General features: G+C 61.8%; 22 protein-coding genes, 1 tRNA gene and 2 pseudogenes. 11 read left to right on the forward strand and 14 right to left on the reverse strand.

The annotated features are described in order from the left end of the window. Nucleotides 1-1429: 1429 nt before the first annotated feature. Entirely contained in the window at nt 1430-1729 is a 300-nt protein-coding gene (locus tag AC5ZGW_RS15530; protein WP_207230945.1) for a winged helix-turn-helix transcriptional regulator, read from the reverse strand. A 181-nt stretch (nt 1730-1910) separates the two neighbouring features. On the opposite strand from AC5ZGW_RS15530, the gene AC5ZGW_RS15535 reads away from it, so the two are divergent. After that, on the forward strand, nt 1911-2237 hold the full coding sequence (locus AC5ZGW_RS15535) for a nuclear transport factor 2 family protein (RefSeq protein ID WP_130223332.1): 327 nt from the start codon (nt 1911-1913) through the stop codon (nt 2235-2237). Here the strand turns inward: AC5ZGW_RS15535 and AC5ZGW_RS15540 are convergent. The 3 genes from AC5ZGW_RS15540 to AC5ZGW_RS15550 form a co-directional block, all read right to left on the reverse strand. Beyond that, nucleotides 2217-3305: an acyltransferase family protein gene (locus AC5ZGW_RS15540; RefSeq protein ID WP_165435054.1), complete on the reverse strand. Its 1089-nt coding sequence runs from the start codon at nt 3303-3305 to the stop codon at nt 2217-2219. The genes AC5ZGW_RS15535 and AC5ZGW_RS15540 overlap by 21 nt on opposite strands. Nucleotides 3306-3416: 111 nt before the next feature. Then, nucleotides 3417-3620 (reverse strand): hypothetical protein, encoded by a 204-nt coding sequence (locus AC5ZGW_RS15545; RefSeq protein ID WP_028168768.1) that lies wholly within the window; start codon nt 3618-3620, stop codon nt 3417-3419. 157 nt (nt 3621-3777) lie between these two features. Continuing rightward, nucleotides 3778-4398, reverse strand: coding sequence for a TetR/AcrR family transcriptional regulator (locus tag AC5ZGW_RS15550; protein ID WP_207230943.1), 621 nt, complete (start codon nt 4396-4398; stop codon nt 3778-3780). Nucleotides 4399-4517: 119 nt separating this feature from the next. Between AC5ZGW_RS15550 and AC5ZGW_RS15555 the strand changes: the two genes are divergently transcribed. Both AC5ZGW_RS15555 and AC5ZGW_RS15560 read left to right on the forward strand, forming a co-directional pair. Next, the gene (locus tag AC5ZGW_RS15555) at nt 4518-5087 is read left to right on the forward strand and encodes a hydrolase (RefSeq protein ID WP_130223334.1); all 570 of its coding nucleotides are present in this window, start codon (nt 4518-4520) and stop codon (nt 5085-5087) included. Next, nucleotides 5084-6202 (forward strand): AbrB family transcriptional regulator, encoded by a 1119-nt coding sequence (locus tag AC5ZGW_RS15560; protein WP_245474531.1) that lies wholly within the window; start codon nt 5084-5086, stop codon nt 6200-6202. Before AC5ZGW_RS15555 ends, AC5ZGW_RS15560 begins: the two co-directional genes overlap by 4 nt. Here the strand turns inward: AC5ZGW_RS15560 and AC5ZGW_RS15565 are convergent. Next, complete coding sequence (locus AC5ZGW_RS15565; protein ID WP_130223336.1) at nt 6152-6790, reverse strand: TetR/AcrR family transcriptional regulator; 639 nt, start codon at nt 6788-6790, stop codon at nt 6152-6154. The genes AC5ZGW_RS15560 and AC5ZGW_RS15565 overlap by 51 nt on opposite strands. A gap of 90 nt (nt 6791-6880) precedes the next feature. Between AC5ZGW_RS15565 and AC5ZGW_RS15570 the strand changes: the two genes are divergently transcribed. Next, complete coding sequence (locus AC5ZGW_RS15570; RefSeq protein WP_130223524.1) at nt 6881-7795, forward strand: alpha/beta hydrolase family protein; 915 nt, start codon at nt 6881-6883, stop codon at nt 7793-7795. 446 nt (nt 7796-8241) lie between these two features. Here AC5ZGW_RS15570 and AC5ZGW_RS15575 read toward each other — a convergent pair whose 3' ends face one another. Then, nucleotides 8242-8415, reverse strand: coding sequence for a hypothetical protein (locus AC5ZGW_RS15575; protein ID WP_165435055.1), 174 nt, complete (start codon nt 8413-8415; stop codon nt 8242-8244). 333 nt (nt 8416-8748) lie between these two features. Between AC5ZGW_RS15575 and AC5ZGW_RS15580 the strand changes: the two genes are divergently transcribed. Further along, the gene (locus AC5ZGW_RS15580; protein WP_130223338.1) at nt 8749-9294 is read left to right on the forward strand and encodes a CAP domain-containing protein; all 546 of its coding nucleotides are present in this window, start codon (nt 8749-8751) and stop codon (nt 9292-9294) included. Between the two features lie 144 nt (nt 9295-9438). Here the strand turns inward: AC5ZGW_RS15580 and AC5ZGW_RS15585 are convergent. Beyond that, a pseudogene (locus AC5ZGW_RS15585) lies at nt 9439-9616 on the reverse strand (EamA/RhaT family transporter); the annotation flags it as partial. Nucleotides 9617-9766: 150 nt separating this feature from the next. Next, nucleotides 9767-10654, reverse strand: coding sequence for a LysR family transcriptional regulator (locus AC5ZGW_RS15590; protein ID WP_130223340.1), 888 nt, complete (start codon nt 10652-10654; stop codon nt 9767-9769). Between the two features lie 99 nt (nt 10655-10753). Between AC5ZGW_RS15590 and AC5ZGW_RS15595 the strand changes: the two genes are divergently transcribed. The 3 genes from AC5ZGW_RS15595 to AC5ZGW_RS15605 all read left to right on the forward strand — a co-directional run bounded on the left by AC5ZGW_RS15595 (nt 10754) and on the right by AC5ZGW_RS15605 (nt 12514). Then, on the forward strand, nt 10754-11476 hold the full coding sequence (locus AC5ZGW_RS15595) for an SDR family oxidoreductase (RefSeq protein WP_130223342.1): 723 nt from the start codon (nt 10754-10756) through the stop codon (nt 11474-11476). An 89-nt stretch (nt 11477-11565) separates the two neighbouring features. Then, entirely contained in the window at nt 11566-12096 is a 531-nt protein-coding gene (locus AC5ZGW_RS15600; RefSeq protein WP_130223526.1) for a nuclear transport factor 2 family protein, read from the forward strand. 91 nt (nt 12097-12187) lie between these two features. Then, on the forward strand, nt 12188-12514 hold the full coding sequence (locus AC5ZGW_RS15605; protein WP_463327439.1) for an Atu4866 domain-containing protein: 327 nt from the start codon (nt 12188-12190) through the stop codon (nt 12512-12514). A gap of 330 nt (nt 12515-12844) precedes the next feature. Here the strand turns inward: AC5ZGW_RS15605 and AC5ZGW_RS15610 are convergent. The 3 genes from AC5ZGW_RS15610 to AC5ZGW_RS15620 all read right to left on the reverse strand — a co-directional run bounded on the left by AC5ZGW_RS15610 (nt 12845) and on the right by AC5ZGW_RS15620 (nt 14685). Then, a tRNA-Ser gene (locus AC5ZGW_RS15610) sits at nt 12845-12934 on the reverse strand. 67 nt (nt 12935-13001) lie between these two features. After that, nucleotides 13002-14069 carry a site-specific integrase gene (locus tag AC5ZGW_RS15615; RefSeq protein WP_245474533.1) on the reverse strand — a complete coding sequence of 356 codons (1068 nt, stop codon included), beginning with the start codon at nt 14067-14069 and terminating at the stop codon, nt 13002-13004. Between the two features lie 85 nt (nt 14070-14154). Continuing rightward, on the reverse strand, nt 14155-14685 hold the full coding sequence (locus AC5ZGW_RS15620; protein ID WP_130223344.1) for a hypothetical protein: 531 nt from the start codon (nt 14683-14685) through the stop codon (nt 14155-14157). Between the two features lie 224 nt (nt 14686-14909). Between AC5ZGW_RS15620 and AC5ZGW_RS15625 the strand changes: the two genes are divergently transcribed. The 3 genes from AC5ZGW_RS15625 (at nt 14910) to AC5ZGW_RS15635 (ending at nt 16637) form a co-directional block, all read left to right on the forward strand. After that, entirely contained in the window at nt 14910-15104 is a 195-nt protein-coding gene (locus tag AC5ZGW_RS15625) for a helix-turn-helix domain-containing protein (protein ID WP_130223346.1), read from the forward strand. 198 nt (nt 15105-15302) lie between these two features. Further along, entirely contained in the window at nt 15303-15515 is a 213-nt protein-coding gene (locus tag AC5ZGW_RS15630) for a hypothetical protein (protein ID WP_130223348.1), read from the forward strand. A 501-nt stretch (nt 15516-16016) separates the two neighbouring features. Next, nucleotides 16017-16637 (forward strand): hypothetical protein, encoded by a 621-nt coding sequence (locus tag AC5ZGW_RS15635; RefSeq protein WP_130223350.1) that lies wholly within the window; start codon nt 16017-16019, stop codon nt 16635-16637. A gap of 271 nt (nt 16638-16908) precedes the next feature. Here AC5ZGW_RS15635 and AC5ZGW_RS15640 read toward each other — a convergent pair. From AC5ZGW_RS15640 to AC5ZGW_RS15650, 3 genes and pseudogenes are all read right to left on the reverse strand, one after another. Next, nucleotides 16909-17321 (reverse strand): annotated as a pseudogene (locus AC5ZGW_RS15640) (hypothetical protein); the annotation flags it as partial. A gap of 204 nt (nt 17322-17525) precedes the next feature. Beyond that, nucleotides 17526-17711, reverse strand: a complete 186-nt coding sequence (locus AC5ZGW_RS15645) for a hypothetical protein (protein ID WP_130223352.1) — start codon at nt 17709-17711, stop codon at nt 17526-17528. Between the two features lie 1272 nt (nt 17712-18983). Then, nucleotides 18984-19265, reverse strand: coding sequence for a hypothetical protein (locus AC5ZGW_RS15650; protein ID WP_130223354.1), 282 nt, complete (start codon nt 19263-19265; stop codon nt 18984-18986). Nucleotides 19266-19693: the final 428 nt, after the last annotated feature.

The raw sequence follows: 19693 nt of genomic DNA on the forward strand, positions 1-19693 counted from the left end.
TTCCGGCTTTCCCTGCGCGATGGTGTTACGGCTTACTTCGTACTCTCCCCGGTGACCGGGCTTTCTTGCCACCGTCGTCTAGTGCGAATGTGTTCGCACGAAACTTAGCGCCAGCGTCGGGGCGCCAGGACCACACGACTTCGCCGTCCGTGCTGTGTGTGCTCGTCAGTCACACCCATCACGTCCACCGCATCTCACCGCAACGTTCGTGACGATCGCGAGCCGCCCCTCTCTTGGGTGAGACGCGCGGAGTTAAATCACTGATTTGCCCGACGGCGGAAGCGGAATGTTTTTCTCGCGTGAGCTGGACAGACTTTGGCTGATTTGCCCGTCGGGTTGTTATGTCGCACCCAAGGTAGCCACATCGTCATTGCGAGCGAAGCGAAGCAATCCATAGCGCCGCTTGCGGAGACGCAAATTGCTTCGCTTACGCTCGCAATGACGGGGCTGTCATTCAGGGGCGATGCGTCGGCATAGAGCCCGGAATCCGTTTTCCCGCAATGCAAGTGGCTCGATGGATTCCGGGCTCGCGCTTCGCGCGCCCCGGAATGACGGAGAGTAAGGTGCTCGTGGCCTATCCTCGAGCTGCCGTTTACGCGGCTCATCGAGATGGAGAGCGCAGTTGCTCCGAACCGGTTGTGGGTGATAGAGAGCCGGCCTATGGAGCGGCGGGCTTTTCTTAAGACATTTGGAATCGGCGCGGTAGGTTTGGGCACAGCCTTTTGGGCTGGCAGCCGGAATACCATGCGCGGCGGCTGTTATCTTCAGCTCGGGACCAGCATCAGCGCGGGCACCGGCTCAACCCAGGCGGAGCCACACCAAGCATCATAGGCGAGCGGCTCGGAATGTTCGCCATCAATGGCGCCTTTCCGGGTTCGTGTGCCGGTCAACATAAATTGCCGCCACTCAACCCTGTTTCACTTTACGCGATCGCTGACGCGATTTCCTCGGGCGATTGGTCTGCACAACAACGAACCGGAGAACCGGTCCACGATTCGTCTGTCACTAACCTGCGGGCGACGAACTTTCCGAGCGTCTCCCACATTGCCCTGGAGTACGGCGCCAACGACTTCCGCTACGACCGCCCGATCGGATCGGACGATGATGTCGGCAGCGAGACCTTCAAAGGGGCGCTCAATCATTCGATCAGGCTCCTGCGGAAGTCTTGCCCGACGGCGCGGATCTTTCTCATCACGCCCTGGTGGTTGCCAACCCAAGACGATCGCGATAGCGATGTGCATCCGAACAAGCTCGGATATTTTCTTCGCGATTACATCGGCGCCATGCTGCGCGTGGCGGAAATAAACCGCGTCCCATGTCTTGATCTCTTCAATTTAGGAGGGTCAGCAAAACCAACTATCGGGCTCTCACCCACGACGGGGTGCACCCGAACAATTGGGGCGTTCTGCTCCGGGCCGTCCAGATATCCTCATTCATTTCGACCAGCGTCTAGCGGTGGCGCAAGCGGGCGCTGCTCGGCCCAGGTGAGCAGCCCATCGAGCGACGGACACAAGGATTGTCCCCAATCGGTCAGGCCGTATTCGACCTTCGGCGGCACCTGGTGATGGACGATGCGATGCACGATGCCGTCGTTCTCCATCTGGCGCAGTTGCTGAATCAGCATCTTCTGCGAGATCCCCGGGATCGCCCGCTCCAGGTCGGAGAAGCGCAGCAATTTGCCGCCAAACAGGTGGAAGAGGATCACGAGCTTCCACCGGCCATCCAGCATCCTGAACGCCTTCTCAACGCCCTCGGCGGCGCTCGCGGCTGTGTACTCAACCTTACCCAAAAGTCAGTACCTTACCTTTTCGTGCGTTCTTGCGGTTTGGCGAAGCTACAAACACCTTTCCGGCTACGCAATCGCGATCCGCGACCGCGTCGTTCCTGACGCGCAAAGGAAAGGAAATCCGATGTCTCTCGATCTGCCGGGCCCCGTTGCCGTCTACTTTGCCGCCGACAGCCGCGATGGCGATGCCATCGCGCAATGCTTCAGCGAACGCGGCGTCGTGAAGGACGAAGGGCGCAAGCACGAGGGGCGCGCGGCCATCGCGCAGTGGAAGGCCGATGCATCGACCAAATACAACTATACGAGCGAGCCGTTCGCTGTGGAGGAACGCGACGGGAAGATCGTCGTCACAGCGCATGTGGTCGGCGACTTTCCCGGTAGTCCGATCGATCTCAGATACTTCTTCGGGCTCGATGGTGACAAGATCGCCTCACTCGAGATCCTTCCCTGAGGTCGGAGCGAGCGACAGCAATTGCTGCTGTCTAGATTCGATCGCGCTCGCCGGCGAGGGCTGTTTCGTGGCCAGCCGCCGGCCCAGGGCAATGAACGGCTTCTCGATATAGCGCCAGGAGAGCCAGGCCATCGGCGTCGTCAGAGCGACCGCCGCGATCGTTGTCGCAGATATCGCGAGCAGGACCGGCAGCCCCCTCGCATCGAGCAGCCGGCCGGCGAGCCACATGCCGATCGGGTGAAGGAGATAAAAGCTGTAGGAGATACGGCCGTAGAAACGGACCGGACGGAGATCGAGAACGGCAAAGAGGGCGATCGAGCTTCGAAAGCCGACCAGCAGCACCAGCAGCGAGGAACTCAAGGTTTCCAGCGCAATGATCGGCGCGGTCTGTTTCTGTGATCCGCAGAAGCAGAGCAGGGCGATGGCCGCCATCGACAGGGTCCAGGCAGCGGCCGTGCGGAGCCGCTCGGCCGTCCGCTCGCCCCGCATCTGCAGAAGAACGCCGGCGACGAAGGCGTAGAGCGGCGCCAGGCTGGAAACGCCGCCAAGCAGATGCACATAGGTCCCCCAGAAGGAGAGCCCGAACAGGACGGCGATCGACACCATGAGCGGCTGCGGGCCGAAGCGCTGAAAAATCCAGACCGACAGCAGGATGACCGGCGTCGCGAAGCACTCGACGGTCATCGACCACATCACGCCGTTGATGTCATGGCGGACCATGATTGCGTTGAGCACGACGTTGAGCGGATCGAATTTCCCCTCGTAGCCGACATAGAAGCCGTATTGATGGTGCAGCAGCGTCAGCAGAGCGACCACCGCGATCGCCGCGGGAAACAGCCGGAACAGGCGATGTCGCAGAAACGTGACCGGGTTCGGATTGTTCTGCAGCGAGCGCGCCAGCACGAAACCGCTGAGCACGAAGAACATCACGACGGGCGCCATGCCCGTGACATAGGTGTCGGTGAACTGGCTCGTCATGTGATAGCCGACGACCGAGACCGCCGCGATGCCGCGCAGCGATTCAAGGCGAGGCAGGAAACCGAGCTTTCCTGCCTTGCTTGGGCTCACCTGTGCTTCGGGGACTGCCGCCATCATGGTCGCGTAACATTCCGCGCAGAGCTTGGCTACTGTGGCGCGCCGGGCACGCGTTCACCAACCTTCCGGACTAACCCTTGGCCGCTAACCTTTGGGCCCTGAGGCGCTGTCGATCCATTGTCGCGTCTCCTCGTCGGACCAGCCAGGAACGGCAAATCCCTTCGGCGGGACAATGGGCTGCTGCTCGAGACGGAAATGTCGCTCGGGATGTCTGACGCGACGCACCGGCGCCGCGTCAGCAGCGGCGCACAGCATGATCAGCACGCCCAAGCAAAGAGCAAATCGCATCGGATATCCTCCGCTTCGACCGGACGTTCGCGCAACGCGAACGCTGCCTGCCATGCAGAATCTGGTCGCAGTCGGCATTTCCAAAATGCGCACCTGTTTTCACGAAAGCGGCAACGATCCGCCTTCCGATGTGCTCACTGCGCGCAAGCCGGTGCAGCTATCCCGCCGGCCTGCCGGGCGCGAGCCTGGCGGCGAGATAGAGGCGGTTCATCAATCTGAGCTGCTCGGGCGCGCCGGGGGTTGTCGGCGCGTCCTTCATGGTCATCCCGACCATCGTCTTCATGTTGTTGAGCACGACCGCGGCGATGTCCTCGGCCTCGTGCTCGTCGAGGCCGGGCGCGCAACGCTTCAGCGCTGTCTTGATGCCGGCGAGCGTCTGGCTGCGGAAACGAAGACGGATCTCGGTCCAGTCGGTCCGGGAATCCAAAAACGCGGTGACTGCGCGGATCTGCGGATAGAGCTTGGCCAGGAGATCGATGAGGATGTCGGCCAGTTGCTCCGGATTGGCGTCGGCGGCGTGGGCGAGGATCGCGTCGTATTCCGCCCGCAGCACCTCGGCATAGTGCTGCATCAGGGCGTCGGCGACGGCGTCCTTGTTCGGAAAGAAGCGATAGAGCGAGCCGATCTTGGCGTCCGCCCGCGCGGCGATCTCCGCCATGGTCGCGGCCTCGAAACCCCGTTCCTGGATCACCTCGGCCGCCGCCTGCATGAGTTCGGCGACGCGCTGGCGGCCGACCTCGCGCTGCGGCTGGAGCGGTTTGCGGTCCCGACTTGACAAAGTTGAGTATATCCTCAAATAGAGTGGTTGCGTGCTTGAGCTTTCCCTCAAGTATTTAGCCGCTCCCGTCGCGCCCGGCAACGGGCGGGGACGCCCCCCACCTGGCGAAAGGACATCCCATGCTCATCCTGCCTGCCGCGACCACAGCATTGATCCTGATCGACCTTCAAAAAGGCATCGTCGGCCTGCCGACCGAGCCCCATTCCGGTCCAGCCGTCCTTGCCCAGGGACAGGAGCTCGCCCGGCGCTTCCGCGCGGCCAAGGCGCCCGTCGTGCTGGTCAACGTCGCCTTCTCGCCCGACTTCAGCGACGCGCTGAAGTCGCCGGTCGATCAACCGATGCAAGCGCCGCCCGGCGGCTTTCCCGAGGGTTGGTCGGACTTGGCGGATGGCCTCGCCGAACCGTCGGATATCAGGATCACCAAGCGGCAATGGGGCGCGTTCTATGGCACGGAGCTCGATCTGCAGCTCCGCCGGCGCGGCGTGACCACCGTGGTGATCGGCGGCATCGCCACCAATATCGGCGTCGAATCCACCGCGCGTGCCGCGCATGAGCATGGCTATGCGGTCGTGCTGGCGGAAGACGCGAGCGCCGATCGTTCGGCGGACATGCACGCCTTTGCCTTCGAGCACATTTTCCCGCGGCTTGGCCGCGTGGCTAAAGCGGCCGAGATCGAGCTGCAGCGGTGAGCGAGCAGCAAGCCTATCTCCCGCTCCGAGCGCTGCCGGTCGCCGTCCGCTGGGCGGTGCTCGTCGTGGTTTCGTTGCTGATCGCCGGCGTGCTGCAGTGGGTGAGGCTGCCTGCCGCCTTGCTGCTGGGGCCGCTGGCCGCGGCCGCGCTGGTGCAGATGGGCGGAGGGGCGGTGAGGGTGCCCCGCCTGCTGATCGCTGCAGCCCAGGCAATCATTGGCTGTCTCGTCGCGCAATCGATCACGCCGGCAATCATCAGCGGCTTCGTGCGCTACTGGCCGATCATCCTCGCCACCGTGGCGCTTTCGGTCGGCGCAAGCGCTCTGATCGGCTGGACCATGAGCCGCTTGCGCATCATCCCCGGCACCACGGCGGTCTGGGGCATGCTCCCGGGCGCTGCCACGGTGATGATGGTGATGGCCGAGGCTCACGGCGCCGATTTCCGGCTCGTGGCTTTCATGCAGTATCTACGCGTCGTGCTGGTGGCCGCGGCGGCTTCGGTGGTGGCGCTATGGTTTGCGCACGGCGGTGGCGGCCGTTTCAGTGCCGGGCTTTTTCAGCCTGTCGACCTGACGAACCTCGGAGCCACCGCGGCCATTGCGCTCGTCGGCGCTGGTCTTGCCGCGCGGATGCCGGCCGGCGTGCTGCTTGGGCCGCTCGTTCTCGGCGCGGTGCTCAACGTGCTTGGCTGGGTGAAGATCGAGCTGCCGCCGCTGGTGCTGATTGCAACCTACGCGCTGATCGGCTGGAACACGGGCTTGCGCTTCACGCGTGACGTGCTGGCGACCGCTGCCCGCGCGCTGCCGCAGAGCATCGGCGGAACCGCGATCCTGATGGGGTTTTGCGGCCTGTTGGCGTGGCTGTTGGTGGTGCTCCTGCACGTCGATCCGCTGACCGCCTATCTCGCCACCAGCCCCGGCGGCGTCGATGCCGCCGCGATCATCGCCGCCTCGACCAAGGTCGACACGTCCTTCGTCATGGCGCTGCAGACCGTGCGCGTGATCCTGCTGCTGTTCCTCGGTCCATCGGTCGCGCGCTGGGTAGCGGGAACGCTCGATCGCGCGTCAGCCGATCCTGGGCCGGATGGTCCGCCGGACCCTGGCAACCTTGATTGACTTGCGCGGCGTCGGCATCAGCCCGCGAATGAGATGGGTGGCCGCTGCTCCAGCGGTTTCCATGTAGCTTGGATCACGATGCAGCAGGACGACGGCAAACGCGCCGTCCAATAGCAGGATGACTTGCCGCGCAAGCTGCCGCGCTTGCCGCGAGGCGGCCGCATCTTCGAAGACGGAGCAGAGCCAGTCCTCGACGCGTTTCTTGTGCGCGCGGCCGATCACCATCGCTGGATGACCGGGCAGGTTGACCAGTTCGACTGAGGTACGCAGGAAACCGCAACCCTTCCACTTTGCGCCTCGTGCCGATCGCGCCAGATTGCGAAAGATCGCTTCCACCTTGGCGGCCACGTCACCGTCGGCCTCGGCGAACCAGCGCTTGAACAAAGCGAGATTTGGCTGGTCGCGGATCTCGAGATAGGCCGCGATCAGATCGTCCTTGCTGCGGAAATGATAGTAGAGCGTCCGCTTGGTAAGGCCGGCCTTTTCCGCCACCGCATCGACGCTGACGGCGCGGATGCCCTCGCCGTAGAACAATTTTCCGGCGGCTTGAAGGATGCGCTCACGCGTCGAACGGCCAGTCTCGCTCATGGCGCTTTATGTATACTGACCAGTGAATATACACAACGCAGTCCATCCCTTGCCGTCGCGCGCATGACCAAGGTGGCGCTGCGTATATCGATGGAGGATGGGACACCCGTCACGATTCCCTGCCGGGACGGCGTGACCATCGGCGGCCATTTGTGGCTCGCGCCAGCCGGCCGCTCCGCCGGCAGCATCATCGTCAATGCGGCAACGGGGGTGGCTGCGCGCTATTACCACCGCTATGCATGCTTCCTGGCGAACCACGGCTTCGATGTCCTCACCTATGACTATCGCGGCATCGGCGGTTCGCGGCCGTCTCGCCTCAGAGGCTGTGGCTATCGCTGGCGCGATTGGGGCGAACTCGATTTCGAGGCGGCGCTTTGCTTCATGCACGAACGTCGGCCGCAGGCTCGCCTCATCGTGGTCGGCCACAGCGTCGGCGGTTTTCTGGCGGGGCTCGCCGCAAGCGCTGGCTTGATTGAGCGGATGCTGACGGTCGGCGCGCAATATGCCTGGTGGGGCGACTATGCGCCGCGCCGGCGCGCTGGCCTGTTCCTCAAATGGCACATTGCTATGCCCGTCATGACGGCGCTCTGCGGCTATTTTCCCGGCCGCAGGCTCGGCTGGCTGGAGGATTTGCCCGCCGGCGTCGCCAATGAATGGAGTTTCCGCGGGCGACGCTTCGAGCGCAGCCATCCACGCGGCGAGAGACAGGCCGTGCTCTCACGGATGGCGGCGGTGACGGGGCCGATCCTTGCGATTGCCGTGTCGGATGACGAACTCGGCACCGTGCCCGCAATCCGTCGCACGCTTGGCTACTACACCGGTGCGCCGCGCACGGCGGTGCTGCTCGAGCCGTCCGACTACGGTCGCAAGGCGATCGGCCATTTCAATCTCTTCCACGACAGTCACGCGGTCGGCTTCTGGACCGACACGCTCCCGTGGCTCAGGGATGGCCGCAATCCCTGGCCAGGGCACGTGCTTGCATCTGTCAGTCCTGGCGGGCCGTAGTCGAGAGGTGGAGCGCTTCGCCAAGCGTGCTTTCGGCGGTGTTTAACATGTCTCAGAAAGGTACGCCGCCGGGCTTGAAATACACTGTCCCGGCGGCGCCCTGTCTCATACTGGGCCCCTGAAATCCCCAGTACCCATTGAAGTGCAACGTGTGTGCCACAAGGGTGTGACGCCAAAGAAAACTTATTTGATCGCGGCGCGGGAATAGGGCGGGACCGTCCGGTGTATCGCTAATCGTCAGCAGCCCTCTGCAACTTTTGCTCAGTTGGAGCGTAGCTCTGGCATGAGGGAAGATTTGGTCCGGTTTCGTCAGCTAGCTCAGGAATGCAGGGACCGGGCGGCAGAGGCTCGCAGTCCGGTGGACGAAGATGCCTGGCTGACGCTCGCAGCCGATTGGCTGGCGCTTGCGAAGGCCAGTGAGGCTCCAGAGGCTGGCGATGACGCGGCTACAGGCCGCGCTGCATCCGGTTGACGGCGATCAGGAGCTCGGGCCGCTCCAACACTTCCACCAATCGATCAAGGAAGACCCGCTCGTTATTGCGCGGTCGCGGCTGCAAGTATTCTTCAAGTATGCCCTGGGCATCACGAACGGCCTGAAGAGCCAACTGCTCGTCCGTCATTCTAGTCGCCTCCCTGCAGTGGTGAATGCAACCCCAACACAATTGAGCAAAATACGGTTCCATTTTGCTTAATCAGTGTTTGCACGGAAATCTTGCCGCAAGCTGGACGAAGGCAATGTTCAGCATTCTTTCCCGATAATGCATTGATATTTTTCATTTTTGTTTTGAGGGAAGGGCCTTCGCGAGCGCCTTGCTGGCGCCCGTGTTCGCGCGTATCGACATCGCGTTCCCAAGATCAAGTTGGGGGAAAGCGCAGTCCGAAATAATAAAATCAATGACTTACGGGTTCGTCCGGTCTCTTTATCGCTCCGGAAGACTGATTTGGGAACATCGATGAAATCCCTCCTTACACTCTGCCTTTGGTTTACCGCTTGCTGTTACCCAGCGCTTGCTCGGGCCGAATCTCCCGCCGCCATGATCTCCGGCTATCGCGTACAGCACGGGGAGGGGCGCGTGGTGCTGGATGCGACGCTCACGCGCATTGCGCACGAGCAAGCCGCGGCGATGGCGGCAAAGGACAAACTCGACCACGACGTCCTCAGCCCCTTCAACTCGCGCGTCCACCCAGCGGGCGCGGGCCGGGCGGCAGAAAACATCGCCTACGGCTATGACAGCTTTCCAAAGACACTCGACCAATGGATCAATTCGTCGGGACACCGGCGAAATCTGCTGTTGCACAACGCCTCGCGCGTTGGCGTCGCCAGCGTCAAGAGTTCGGCGACCGGGCGGACCTATTGGGCGATGGTGATTGCCGGCGACTATGAGCGTCCCAAGGTGGCGAAGAACTCGCCGAAGGGCTCAAAGCAGGCGACGGTTGCCAAGCCGAAATCTCGCGCTGTGGAGGCCTGTCGTCTGAAAATTCTCAGCATCTGCCTCTGATGCAGGGCTTTTCCTGACGGAGGCGCGAGTTTGGCACAGGCCAGAAGGCCGACCCAACTGGATGAAAGATGGGTGTGAGCGCTACTGACGCGGTCGGCTCGAACTCATCCACTTTCTTCCTAGCAGAGTGCTGATCGCCGAGCGCAGGCCCCGCCAGCGGAGGATAGCCGCAAGGATCGTCCCAGCGATCAACGTCTGCGCCGCGATCAGCGTGACCGGCGGGATGGTTTCCACCCCGATCTTGATGAAGCTGTAGAATGCCCCCAAAAGCGTCGGCCAATAGCACCGTCAGCTTCGGCGCCATGTTTGTCTTGCCGGTCATCATCCCTTTTCCGCGACGGTTCCGATGCGGCGGTGCTAGCTGCTTCGGAACAGGGGATGCTTCCGCCAGGGACGAACTGTGTAGGCTGACGGCATGTCCTCCACCTGCTGCTAGCTCTGATCGGTATTCCCTTCTTTGTTACAGCCGGCGCTACCGCCATTGCCGCACATGCTCGATCAAAGCGCGCATTTTGGGCGCCATGTTGCGACGCTGAGGAAAGTAGAGAAAAAAACCGGGAAACGGCGGCAGGAATTCTTCCAGGAGCGGGACGAGTTCGCCGGTCTTCACGAATGGATGGAAGGTTTCCTCCGTTGCAAAGGTGATACCCGCCCCGCAGAGGGCCGCACGAAGCATCAAGCGCAAGTCGTTCGTGGTGATCTGGGGTTCGACCGCCAGGTCGAAGGGAATGCCGTTCTCTTCAAACTCCCAGCGGTAGGGCGCGACGTTCGGCGTCGGGCGCCAGCCGATGCAGCGATGATGGATCAGTTCGCGTGGATGCGCCGGCGCGCCGTGGGCCGCGAGATAGGAGGGAGCTGCCACGACTGCTTCGCGCTGATCGCCTGTCAGGGGAACCGCGATCATGTCTTGCTCGATCACTTCGCCCAGCCTGACGCCCGCATCGTAGCCGGCCGCGACGATATCGAATTCTTCGTCCGTGACCGTGACATCGATCGTGACGCCAGGATGAGCCGCGGCGAAGGAGGCGATGAGGGGGCCTGAAAGGAACCGCTCGGCAATCGAGGTGACGGCGATGCGCAGCAGCCCGCGCGGCGCATTCTCTGCGGCCACGTAGTCAAGCGCCGTGGCGATATCCGAGATGGGTTGGGACAGTGCCTCGCGCAGACGCTCACCCGCGTCCGTCAGGCGCACCGAACGGGTCGTGCGCGTGACGAGGCTCGTGCCAAAGGCATCCTCAAGCCGCCGCACTCCCTGGCTGACAGCCGAGCGGGTCACGCCAAGGCGATCGGCGGCAGCGCGGAAGTTGTGTTCTTCCGCGACGGCGAGGAAGAGCGGCAGCAGGTTGAGGTCAATCTTCATTGTCCAGCATTGCTAACCATCCAGTCAAACACTGGACGGATACCAGCAACAGCGGCGAACGTCCATCTTGGGCTCCGAATGCAAAGCAAGGAGCACGAGATGGACAAGGTTGTTCTGATCACCGGCGCCTCCAGCGGGATCGGCGAGGGCATCGCCAGAGAGCTCGGCGGGGCCGGCGCAAAGGTGCTGGTGGGCGCCCGCCGGCTGAACCGCATCGAAGCCATCGCCGATAACATCACGGGAGCCGGCGGAATCGCCCAAGCCCGGCTGCTCGACGTGACCGACCGCCATTCCATGGCTGGCTTCGCTCAGGCGGCGATGGACGAGTGGGGGCGCATCGACGTTCTCATCAACAATGCCGGCGTGATGCCGCTCTCGCCGCTTGCCGCCGGCAAGCTCGACGAATGGGAGCGCATGGTCGATGTCAACATCAAGGGCGTGCTCTGGGGCATCGGCGCGGTCTTGCCGATCATGGAGGGGCAGGGCAGCGGCCAGATCATCAATATCGGCTCCATCGGCGCACTCTCGGTCGTGCCGACCGCCGCCGTTTATTGCGCAACGAAGTTCGCGGTTCGCGCGATCTCGGACGGCTTGCGTCAGGAGAGTACGAACATCCGCGTCACCTGCGTCAACCCCGGCGTCGTGGAGAGTGAACTCGCCTCGACCATCACTCATGCGGAGACCGTGGCTGTGATGGAACGCTATCGGGCGATCGCGCTTCAGCCCGCCGACATCTCGCGCGCTGTCCGGCAACTGATCGAGGCTCCGCCGAGCGTGGACACAACCGAAATTACCATCCGACCTACCGCATCGAGCAACTGATGCCGGACGATCCGATCCGCGATCGGGGTCAATGCCGTGCCGATGACCCCGTTCGCGGCCTTTATCCCCTTAACGACAGGAAAGAGGCCATGACCTTTGCCACTTCGATCGACCGGCTTGCGGGCCGCACCCGCACGCTCCTGATCCTCCTGACCGTCATAGCGACCACGGGCCTCGCCCAGGCCAATTCCCCCACGCCGGATGCTAACATCGAGGCGCGGAATGAAGCCACCCTGCGTAAGGCTTTCGAGGGATGGACTGCGGGCGGCAACGTCTTTGCTGACCTCCTGGCCCCCGACGTGACATGGACAATCCATGGCTCCGGCCCAGTTGCCGGCACCTATCGCGGCCTCAAGGATTTCGTCGATCGCGCCTCGGCCCCCCTCGTGAGCCGTCTCGCGACTCCGCTCCGGCCTGTCGTGCACCACATCTGGGCAAAAGGGGACAGGGTCATCGTCCGCTTCGACGCTTCGGCCACCACGACGTCGGGAGCGCCGTACCGCAATCGGTTCGTGTGGATCTTCAAGATGAAGGACGGGTCTGTCGTCGAGGCCGAAGCCTTTCTCGATCTCGTCGCCTATCAGGAGGTCGTCGACAACAACGAGCCGCGCCGGCAATAGGCGGCCATAACGAACCTCGCCGGGGCCAGTCGCTTCGTGTCACCGGACACGGAGCGGCCGGCCGCGGTCCAACTCAACACACACATATGAAATGAGGAGCTCGGCCATGCAGCGCGTCTTTGCAGCCATGATCGTGGCAACGCTCCTGATCCCACCTGCGCGGGCCGAGGAAACAGAATTGAAAGCCAATCACCCCTATGTCGGCCTCTGGGTTACGCAGGACGGCCACATCCGTCACGAACTTCTGCCGAACGGCCGCTACGTTGAAGCGCGCGGGACGCGCGAGCGTGCCTACGAGGGGCGTTACGAAGTGACCGGCACACGCATCGAATATTGGGATGATACCGGCTTCACCGCTGACGGCGACTTCATCGACGATGTTCTGCATCACGCCGGGATGATCTTCTATCGCCGGTAGCGCAGGGGGCGTCTTCCGAATAAACCGACCTGCGCGGCACCGGCATCCGCATCAATGTCCTGTCGCCGGGACCGACGCGGACCGAACGAGGTGCAGCCCGACCGCTCGTCATGGTTGCAGGTGAACGGCGGGATGGGCTCGAAGCGGTCGTTCCGGGAGCGAAGCGCTAGCGACCGCAATAGGGTCATCGCAGCGTTTGTCGTGCTGAACTCTGTGGCCTCGATCTGAATATATCGGGCTATAGCGTAGAATCGACGGCTCGCTATGCCACGTGGCGGGCGTCCGGCAATCGGCGACTATATCGCGCTATTGAGGGCAATCGGCGGCCAATGGCGGAAGGGGTGGGATTCGAACCCACGGTACCCTTGCGGGCACGCCGGTTTTCAAGACCGGTGCCTTAAACCACTCGGCCACCCTTCCAAGCGTTGAAATCTATAGACTTTTTCGCATTCCGCGCAGAACGTACCGTGGACGTACTACCGATTTACTACCCTTTGTCGTCGCGATTGTTTATGGCGGCTCGCAACGCCCCGTCAACCGCTGATGCGGCCTCGCTTTGCATATTCGGCATCAGGTGGCTGTAGATGTCCACGGTGATCGCGATCGACGAGTGTCCAAGCCGCTCTTGGACGACTTTCGGGTGAACCCTGGCGGCCAGCATGTGGCTGGCGTGACTGTGCCGCAGCTTATGCAGGGTCACGCCCCATTCGTTCAGAAAATCCGACATGACGTGCGTCAGGCTCCGAGGTTGCACCGGCTCGCCGTCCGCCTTGGTGACCACATGTCGGCTATCGTCTGCCCGAACGCCGAACTTCAACAGTTCCTCGGCTTGAGCGACGCGCCAGCGGCGCAGCTCTTCCACGGCCAAGGATGGCAGGGCGACCGTTCTGGTTTTGCCGTTCTTGGCTTCCTTCTCGCGGATCACGCCCGCGTCGGTCTGCTCGGTGCTTGCGACTACCGCAAGTTGGCCATTGTCGAGATCAACGGCCCGCCAGCGCAGCGCGGTGATCTCGCCGCGGCGGAGCCCGCACAGCGTGGCAAGAATTAGCGGGATGAACAGCCGGCGCTCCCGCGCGACGTCGAAAACGGTAGCGGTGGTGGGTGCGTCGATTGTCTCGACGGGTTTGCGCTCAATTTTGGGGCGATCGCGCTTTTCGAGCAACGCGGCCGGATTGCGGGCAATCAACTTCCAGCGCTCAGCTTGCCCCAGTGCTTCGTAAAGCACCCTGTGGACGTGGTGAACGGTACGCGGCGCCAGACCGCCTTTGCCATCGCGCCGGCCGCTCTCAAGCAATTTGGCGTAAGCCTCGCTGATCTCGAGTGGCTGCAGCTTCGACAGCAGCTTCGCGCCGAGGAACGGGGCGAGGTTCTTGTTGAGCAGATCGCTATAACGCTCGTGAGTGCGCGGCGAAACGTTAGGCTTGATATGGTTCAGCCAACGCTCAAAAAACTGCGACAGGGTGATCTTGGAGGGCTCGACATAGGAGCCGTCCCGCATTTCTGAAATGATCTCGGCGCACCGCGCTTGCCTTTGCAGCCGTGCAGCGAATGCCATTTGCGCTTACGCTTGCCGGTGGCCGGATCCCGAACGTCGAGGACAGCGTACCAGTTTCCCTTACCCCGTTCGCAGACATGTCCCTTCATTGGGCCGCCACTCCCGTTCGCCGCTCCATCGCCGCAATGGCCCGTTCAATTAATTGACGACGGTTCAACTCGTCGGCAAGCAACTCCTCAGGCACGTCTGCTAACTCAAGAGCGAGTGACCGGAAGAAGTCGGATTTTAGCCGGCTTCCGCCGAGTAGGACATCGACGACTGCAGCAGCTGGCATGAACTCCGCGCCTTTCCGATCGATCTCGCGCAGAGCCGCTGCATATTGCTGTTCCGTGTCCTTGAGGGCTTTTTCGCAAATAGCTGTCGCTTCCTCCGACTCCTTGCGCAGTGCAGCTATCTGTTCATCATAGCGGCGCCTGTGGTCTTCGACCCGCTTTTCCATTGCCTCCCGGAAGTCCGCTATGCGCTCGTCAGTTTGAAACGACTGCTCAAGCCGCGCAACGATCTCGCCCGTCAGGGTGTGATCATTTTTTTCGCGTGATTTTTCGAGCTTCGCGAGCAGCTTAGGGTCAATTCGGACGCGCAGATGGGGCGTCTCTTTGGGTGGCTTTTTGGCCATTCTGCAATGTCTCCTGCTTCGAGCGTCGACCATCTAACACATAATAGAACCCGTTGGAACAAAACTGTACCGATATGGGTACAAAAAAGTGCCCGGACAGGTACAGATTTGTACTTGCGTGATCTGGTTGAGGTGCCGTACGCATCGTTTGGTACAAATTTGTACCGAGGGTAATTCAGGGGCATCCAGGTGGCGTATCGGGCCCGCAACTGAACGGAGCCTGCATGGCCGAAAATCCTCTCACGATCCCGGTCCCCGAAGCCGGCAAGAAATATTTCGGGCTGAGCCGGAACGCCTCTTACGCTGCCGCGGCCCGCGGCGAGATCCCGACGATTAGGATTGGTAAACTGCTGCGGGTGCCTGTTCGCGCACTCGATCGGATGCTCGAACAGTCGAACACGTCGGAGAGTGCGACCTAACATGCACTCTCACATGAAAAACCCCGCAACGCTGACGACGTGCGGGGCTCCGAACGATGATCTGGCTGGCTGCTTGATCGCCTCGGAAAGTACGAAATCACTCCGGCTTTTTCAAGCCCGCGGGCTGGCGCGTCGCTGCGCTATCAGCGTCGCAATGGCCGCGATCCTCGCGCCGCTTCTGTATGGGGAGACCGTGCAGTGAGCGAGTTAGGCTTCTTTGCAGTCGATCGCGGCATCTGGGATCACCCCATGTTCGCCAGCCGAGATGCGTTCAGCAAAGCGCGAAGCATGGATGTGGATGATCTCGGAAGCCGCGTGCAAACCGCATCGCCGGAGTCATGGTCGACCTCGCCCGAGGCCAGCTCGCACACTCGCTTCGCCATCTCGCGGATTGCTGGGGCTGGTCGGTGAAGCGCGTAAGAGGGTTTCTGAGGGCACTCGAAGAAGACGCGATGATTGCCACGGCAACGGACCCAGGCGTAACCGTCATAACGATTTGCAAATACAACGAATATCAGCGCGTTAGCCGGCCAAAGGGCACAGATGCGGACACACAGGGGGATACAGCACCGCATACACCCGCGCTTACAGCAAGGGCACACGAAGGGCACAATAAAGAAGACAGGGAAGACAAGGAAATAATATCTCCCTCACTACGTTCGGGAGATAGCGCGCCCGCGAAACGGGCGCCGCGCACGCGGGCCAGGACCCAGCTTGCCGACCTTTGGCAGATCGACGAGCAGGATCTCGAGTACGCCAGCAGTCGGGGCTTTGACGGGACGAAAATCCGCGAGATGGCCAATGCTTTCAGCAACCACCACCGCAGCAAGGGATCACTCATGGCCGACTGGCATGCGGCGTGGCGAACCTGGGTCGAAAACGAGATCAAGTTCAGTAAGGAAAGATCGGCGAATGGGCGACGAACCGTACACGACGCAGCGCGCGACCTCCACGAAAACCTCCTCGACCGGATCGCGGCATTCGACGAGCCCGCACCACGCGGCCTACGCCATGGAACGGGCCAGGATGTTGTTCGGTTGCTACCGGCGAGGGGACGCGAATGACCCGGAGACCTACGTTGCGGCTATCTCGGCGGTGCTTGCCAGCTACGAGCCCGAGATCGTCCGAGAGGTGACGGACCCTCGCACCGGCATCATGACGAGCGAAAAATACATATCGTTCATGCCGAACGCCGGTGAGCTCAAGGTCTACTGCGAGTCCATTGCGGCGCGTCGTGAGCGCTTCAATCGGATGGCCTCGCTGCCGCCGCCGGCGCCGCGTTTGCCGCCTCCACCGCCCCAGCAAGGCGAACGGGCGAAGGTCTTCGTGCCTGACGACCATCCTCGCTATGCCGGGCTCGTGGAATGGTCTCAAAATGCGGAGCCGAAGTGGTGGCATTTCGGCAGGTCGAGTGATGGCAGGAGCGGCATCTGGATTCCACATGGGGTGTGGGACCGCGATCCTGCTTTCTGCCGAAGCATTGGCTCTGGCGTCGCAAACCTCATTGGTTCTCTCGCGGAGGCGGCGGGGTGAGCAGCATGACCAAGAGTGATGCCTTACGACGGGCATCTTGGAAGTCGGATCCCGCGCCAGGAACCAGGTGTCCCCGTTGCTGCTTTCATACAAGACTCGCTCCGTCATGGAGATGTGAGCGGACGCACGACGTTCCGTTCCTCTCTGGGGTCGGCATAAGCAAACTTTATGCGGCGATCTTGTCTTCCTTGTCGGTGACCGACGACTTCACCCGCGAGCGCGCCGGATGCCATGCCGAGGGCGGCAACGATCTGCAGAATGGCTCGTCTCCTCGCTCGCCGGGCCACCACGTCGACGGCGGATCGCTAGCGGAAATCTTGTTCGGCCGCAGCGCCACGAGATGACTGCGCTTGTAGGGATAGCCGCGCGCTCCTCCGAACACAGGTTGCAGCGCATGGACCGCTCCAACTCGTGGATGGGTGTCGACTTGCGCCGGCGGACGATGTCGAGCGCGACTGTCTGATGGGTACTGCAGCCGAGGCATTTGACCTCTAGGCACAGATAGCCCTCATTGAGCGCGTCCCCGAGCGTAGGGGAGGGCTGGGCAGGGCCCTGGAAAGCCAGCATGCGCTTGTTCCATGCCTCACAAGCTAGCTTGTCGGCCTGCCTGCGGGCCTCGGCCGCGCGCTCGGCTGAGGCGCGTACAGAGGCGCCCTAGATGCTCTCTCGAGACTTCGTACCCATCCCCGAACATTGCGCGCGGCCGTCACTAGAGCAAGCCGCTAGGGTGGATTGACGTGGAAAGAGGCCCACGAAACCCGGGAAGTCGTTCTCTCGTTACCTCGCACGGAACGTGGGCTTGGCGAGCGAAATAAGCCCAACTGAGGCGGGTCGTTACATCGTCAGCTTGTGCACTTCGCCAGGCTTGAGGTTTTGCAGCTCTTTCAACTACTGGCGCGTCAGCCGTCCAGTCGCTAACTCCACCGTCCAGCCTTCTGGAACCGCCGTCAGAACCAAGGTAAGCGCTTGGCTCGGTTTAGCTGCGGCGACCCAAAGTTGCCTGCTTGGGCGGATCGCCGTGTCGTCCGTGGTTACTTCAACGATCGTAAATTCGTTGCCGAATGACTCAGCCATGACCGTCTTAATGCCGCGGCCGCCCGCTTGGTTCAAAACCAAATTAGGACAACGACAAAGCTAACCGACCTGGCGCCAAGAAGGCCGTCCGGGAGGCGGACCGTGCAGAGCCACCCCGCCAGCTATCGTGTGGATAGCTGGACGTCCCTGGCTTCCGCGAAGCTGGTGGCGGCGCCTCCAAGCTGGCCTTGGCGCTCATCCATCAGTTTCCGCTACGCCTGTGAGGACGAGATTTAGCCATGACCGACCTACCATAACCCGCCGCGACGACAATCACCGGCCTGAAAATGCTGGTACATCCACCGTGGCGATGTGCATGTCGGGACGATCAATATCCGCGTCGGCGTTCCGCTAGCCGGGACGTGTCACGGCAGCGCGGCAGTGGCTTCGATCAGACGGCGAGCCATAGAGCCATCGCAACCAGCACCACAACAAGCAAAGCATATTCGAGTTTGTGGTTGTAGGAACTGAGGGATCTCCTGTTCGATATCATGTCAATTCTCCTTGGCTGAATTCCTAGCGGAGCGTACACGAAGCGCTGGACCGCGGAGTCGACCCGTTAGAAGGTCTACTACGTCGGCTACCACGTAGCGGTTGGGCATGATCCCGCGGCTTCCATCCGGGGCTTGAGCACTGGAAATTATGTCGGAGCCCGCATTCCTGGCGAAGTCAGCCACTTGTTGACTTGAGCGGCAGCATCCATCTGGCCCGCTTTCCGCAGAAGCGAATGCTAAGGGGCATGCCTTCAGCCTGTTTGCGCAAGCTGATCGCCTCTTGCGTCAGGCGGAACTCGAATGTGGATGATGACAGCTCGAAACGTTGCCGAAGCGGCATACCGGTGTTCCCTGTTCGATTGGGCGGGAGCGCAACCGGCGTTCTCATCACCGATAGAAGCCATGGGCCGGGCGGTGATGTAAGCAACTAGACTCCCATTTCATCCGGGAGTCGACATAATTCGCGTCAGGCGCTTCGAATGGTCACATCGGACATCGAAGCAAGTAAAACAGGGCGCTATTGCCCTCGATCTGAGCCGTTTCCCGCGAAGTCTCCTGGCCGCTCATCAGCAGCATGTCGTCTTCCCAGACCTGCCACTCCCACTTCTGTGGGAGAACAGCGATCAGCCCCACGTCAAGCATGCGCGTCGCGGGAAATTTGGCATACGCCTATATGCGCTCCTGACCGTCAACATTCCAGTGGTCAATAGCAGCCTTCTGGTTGCCACGCTCCCCCGTCGGGGCCGTTCCGTCTCTTTCCGCCACGACCCTCCCGAACCTATGAGGCTGGTCGCGCGTTGATGCTTGCGAGTTTGCGACGCTCGTCATCCGACAACTGCCAGACCTTGCACTGATCGCAAAGCTGCCTAAAAACTTCATACAGCTTGCTTCGCGCAACTTCGACGACTTCGGTGTCGTCAAATTCGCGGGAGTTCAGGAAGACCGGTAGTGAAAAACTGGTCTGATCGCTCTCGAACTGAAACGCTAAGCGAAGGTCCTCACCCCGTTCGTTAGGCGAAATTATCTCAATGCGCGCGATCTTGATCTTGAACCCGTCCATCGCGTCACCTCGCTGGAGTCCCCTGAATACCGTTCCGGCAGCGCGAATCCGACACCTCATGTTTCCCCGCCTGCGAGCTTGCCGGCCTACCCTCGCGCCTCCGCCGCAGCACCTCTGAGGCGCGTACAGAGGCGCCGTAGATGCTCTCTCGGGACTTCGTACCCATGCTGGAGCATCGCGCGCGGGCGTCGCCAGAGCAAGCCGCTAGGGCTTGTGGATTGACATGGAAATTGTCGGACGAGTGTGCACCGGGCCGAGCTTCCTAGGCTCGCCGAGCTACCGTCCAGTCTATACCCTGGTGCATCTTGCCTCGGTGATGCAGCTTTCTTCTGTCCTCAAGAGCTTTCACACTTGCCTTGCGGCCCGGTCGTGGTTTGCGGCTGCTTATAGGATAAGAGATGCCATGTTTGGCCCGATACGATCTGAGG

This window comes from Bradyrhizobium sp. Crot121 (genome assembly GCF_059512385.1).

Coding starts and splice junctions, on each gene's coding strand:
- AC5ZGW_RS15605 (WP_463327439.1), top strand. CDS start 12,188: ATGAGGAGCTCGGCCATGCAGCGCGTCTTTGCAGCCATGATCGTGGCA.
- AC5ZGW_RS15650 (WP_130223354.1), bottom strand. CDS start 19,265: ATGGACGGGTTCAAGATCAAGATCGCGCGCATTGAGATAATTTCGCCT.
- AC5ZGW_RS15590 (WP_130223340.1), bottom strand. CDS start 10,654: ATGAAGATTGACCTCAACCTGCTGCCGCTCTTCCTCGCCGTCGCGGAA.
- AC5ZGW_RS15565 (WP_130223336.1), bottom strand. CDS start 6,790: ATGAGCGAGACTGGCCGTTCGACGCGTGAGCGCATCCTTCAAGCCGCC.
- AC5ZGW_RS15645 (WP_130223352.1), bottom strand. CDS start 17,711: ATGGCTGAGTCATTCGGCAACGAATTTACGATCGTTGAAGTAACCACG.
- AC5ZGW_RS15580 (WP_130223338.1), top strand. CDS start 8,749: ATGAAATCCCTCCTTACACTCTGCCTTTGGTTTACCGCTTGCTGTTAC.
- AC5ZGW_RS15530 (WP_207230945.1), bottom strand. CDS start 1,729: ATGCTGGATGGCCGGTGGAAGCTCGTGATCCTCTTCCACCTGTTTGGC.
- AC5ZGW_RS15635 (WP_130223350.1), top strand. CDS start 16,017: ATGGGCGACGAACCGTACACGACGCAGCGCGCGACCTCCACGAAAACC.
- AC5ZGW_RS15615 (WP_245474533.1), bottom strand. CDS start 14,069: ATGGCATTCGCTGCACGGCTGCAAAGGCAAGCGCGGTGCGCCGAGATC.
- AC5ZGW_RS15600 (WP_130223526.1), top strand. CDS start 11,566: ATGACCTTTGCCACTTCGATCGACCGGCTTGCGGGCCGCACCCGCACG.
- AC5ZGW_RS15535 (WP_130223332.1), top strand. CDS start 1,911: ATGTCTCTCGATCTGCCGGGCCCCGTTGCCGTCTACTTTGCCGCCGAC.
- AC5ZGW_RS15545 (WP_028168768.1), bottom strand. CDS start 3,620: ATGCGATTTGCTCTTTGCTTGGGCGTGCTGATCATGCTGTGCGCCGCT.
- AC5ZGW_RS15595 (WP_130223342.1), top strand. CDS start 10,754: ATGGACAAGGTTGTTCTGATCACCGGCGCCTCCAGCGGGATCGGCGAG.
- AC5ZGW_RS15620 (WP_130223344.1), bottom strand. CDS start 14,685: ATGGCCAAAAAGCCACCCAAAGAGACGCCCCATCTGCGCGTCCGAATT.
- AC5ZGW_RS15570 (WP_130223524.1), top strand. CDS start 6,881: ATGGAGGATGGGACACCCGTCACGATTCCCTGCCGGGACGGCGTGACC.
- AC5ZGW_RS15555 (WP_130223334.1), top strand. CDS start 4,518: ATGCTCATCCTGCCTGCCGCGACCACAGCATTGATCCTGATCGACCTT.
- AC5ZGW_RS15575 (WP_165435055.1), bottom strand. CDS start 8,415: ATGACGGACGAGCAGTTGGCTCTTCAGGCCGTTCGTGATGCCCAGGGC.
- AC5ZGW_RS15625 (WP_130223346.1), top strand. CDS start 14,910: ATGGCCGAAAATCCTCTCACGATCCCGGTCCCCGAAGCCGGCAAGAAA.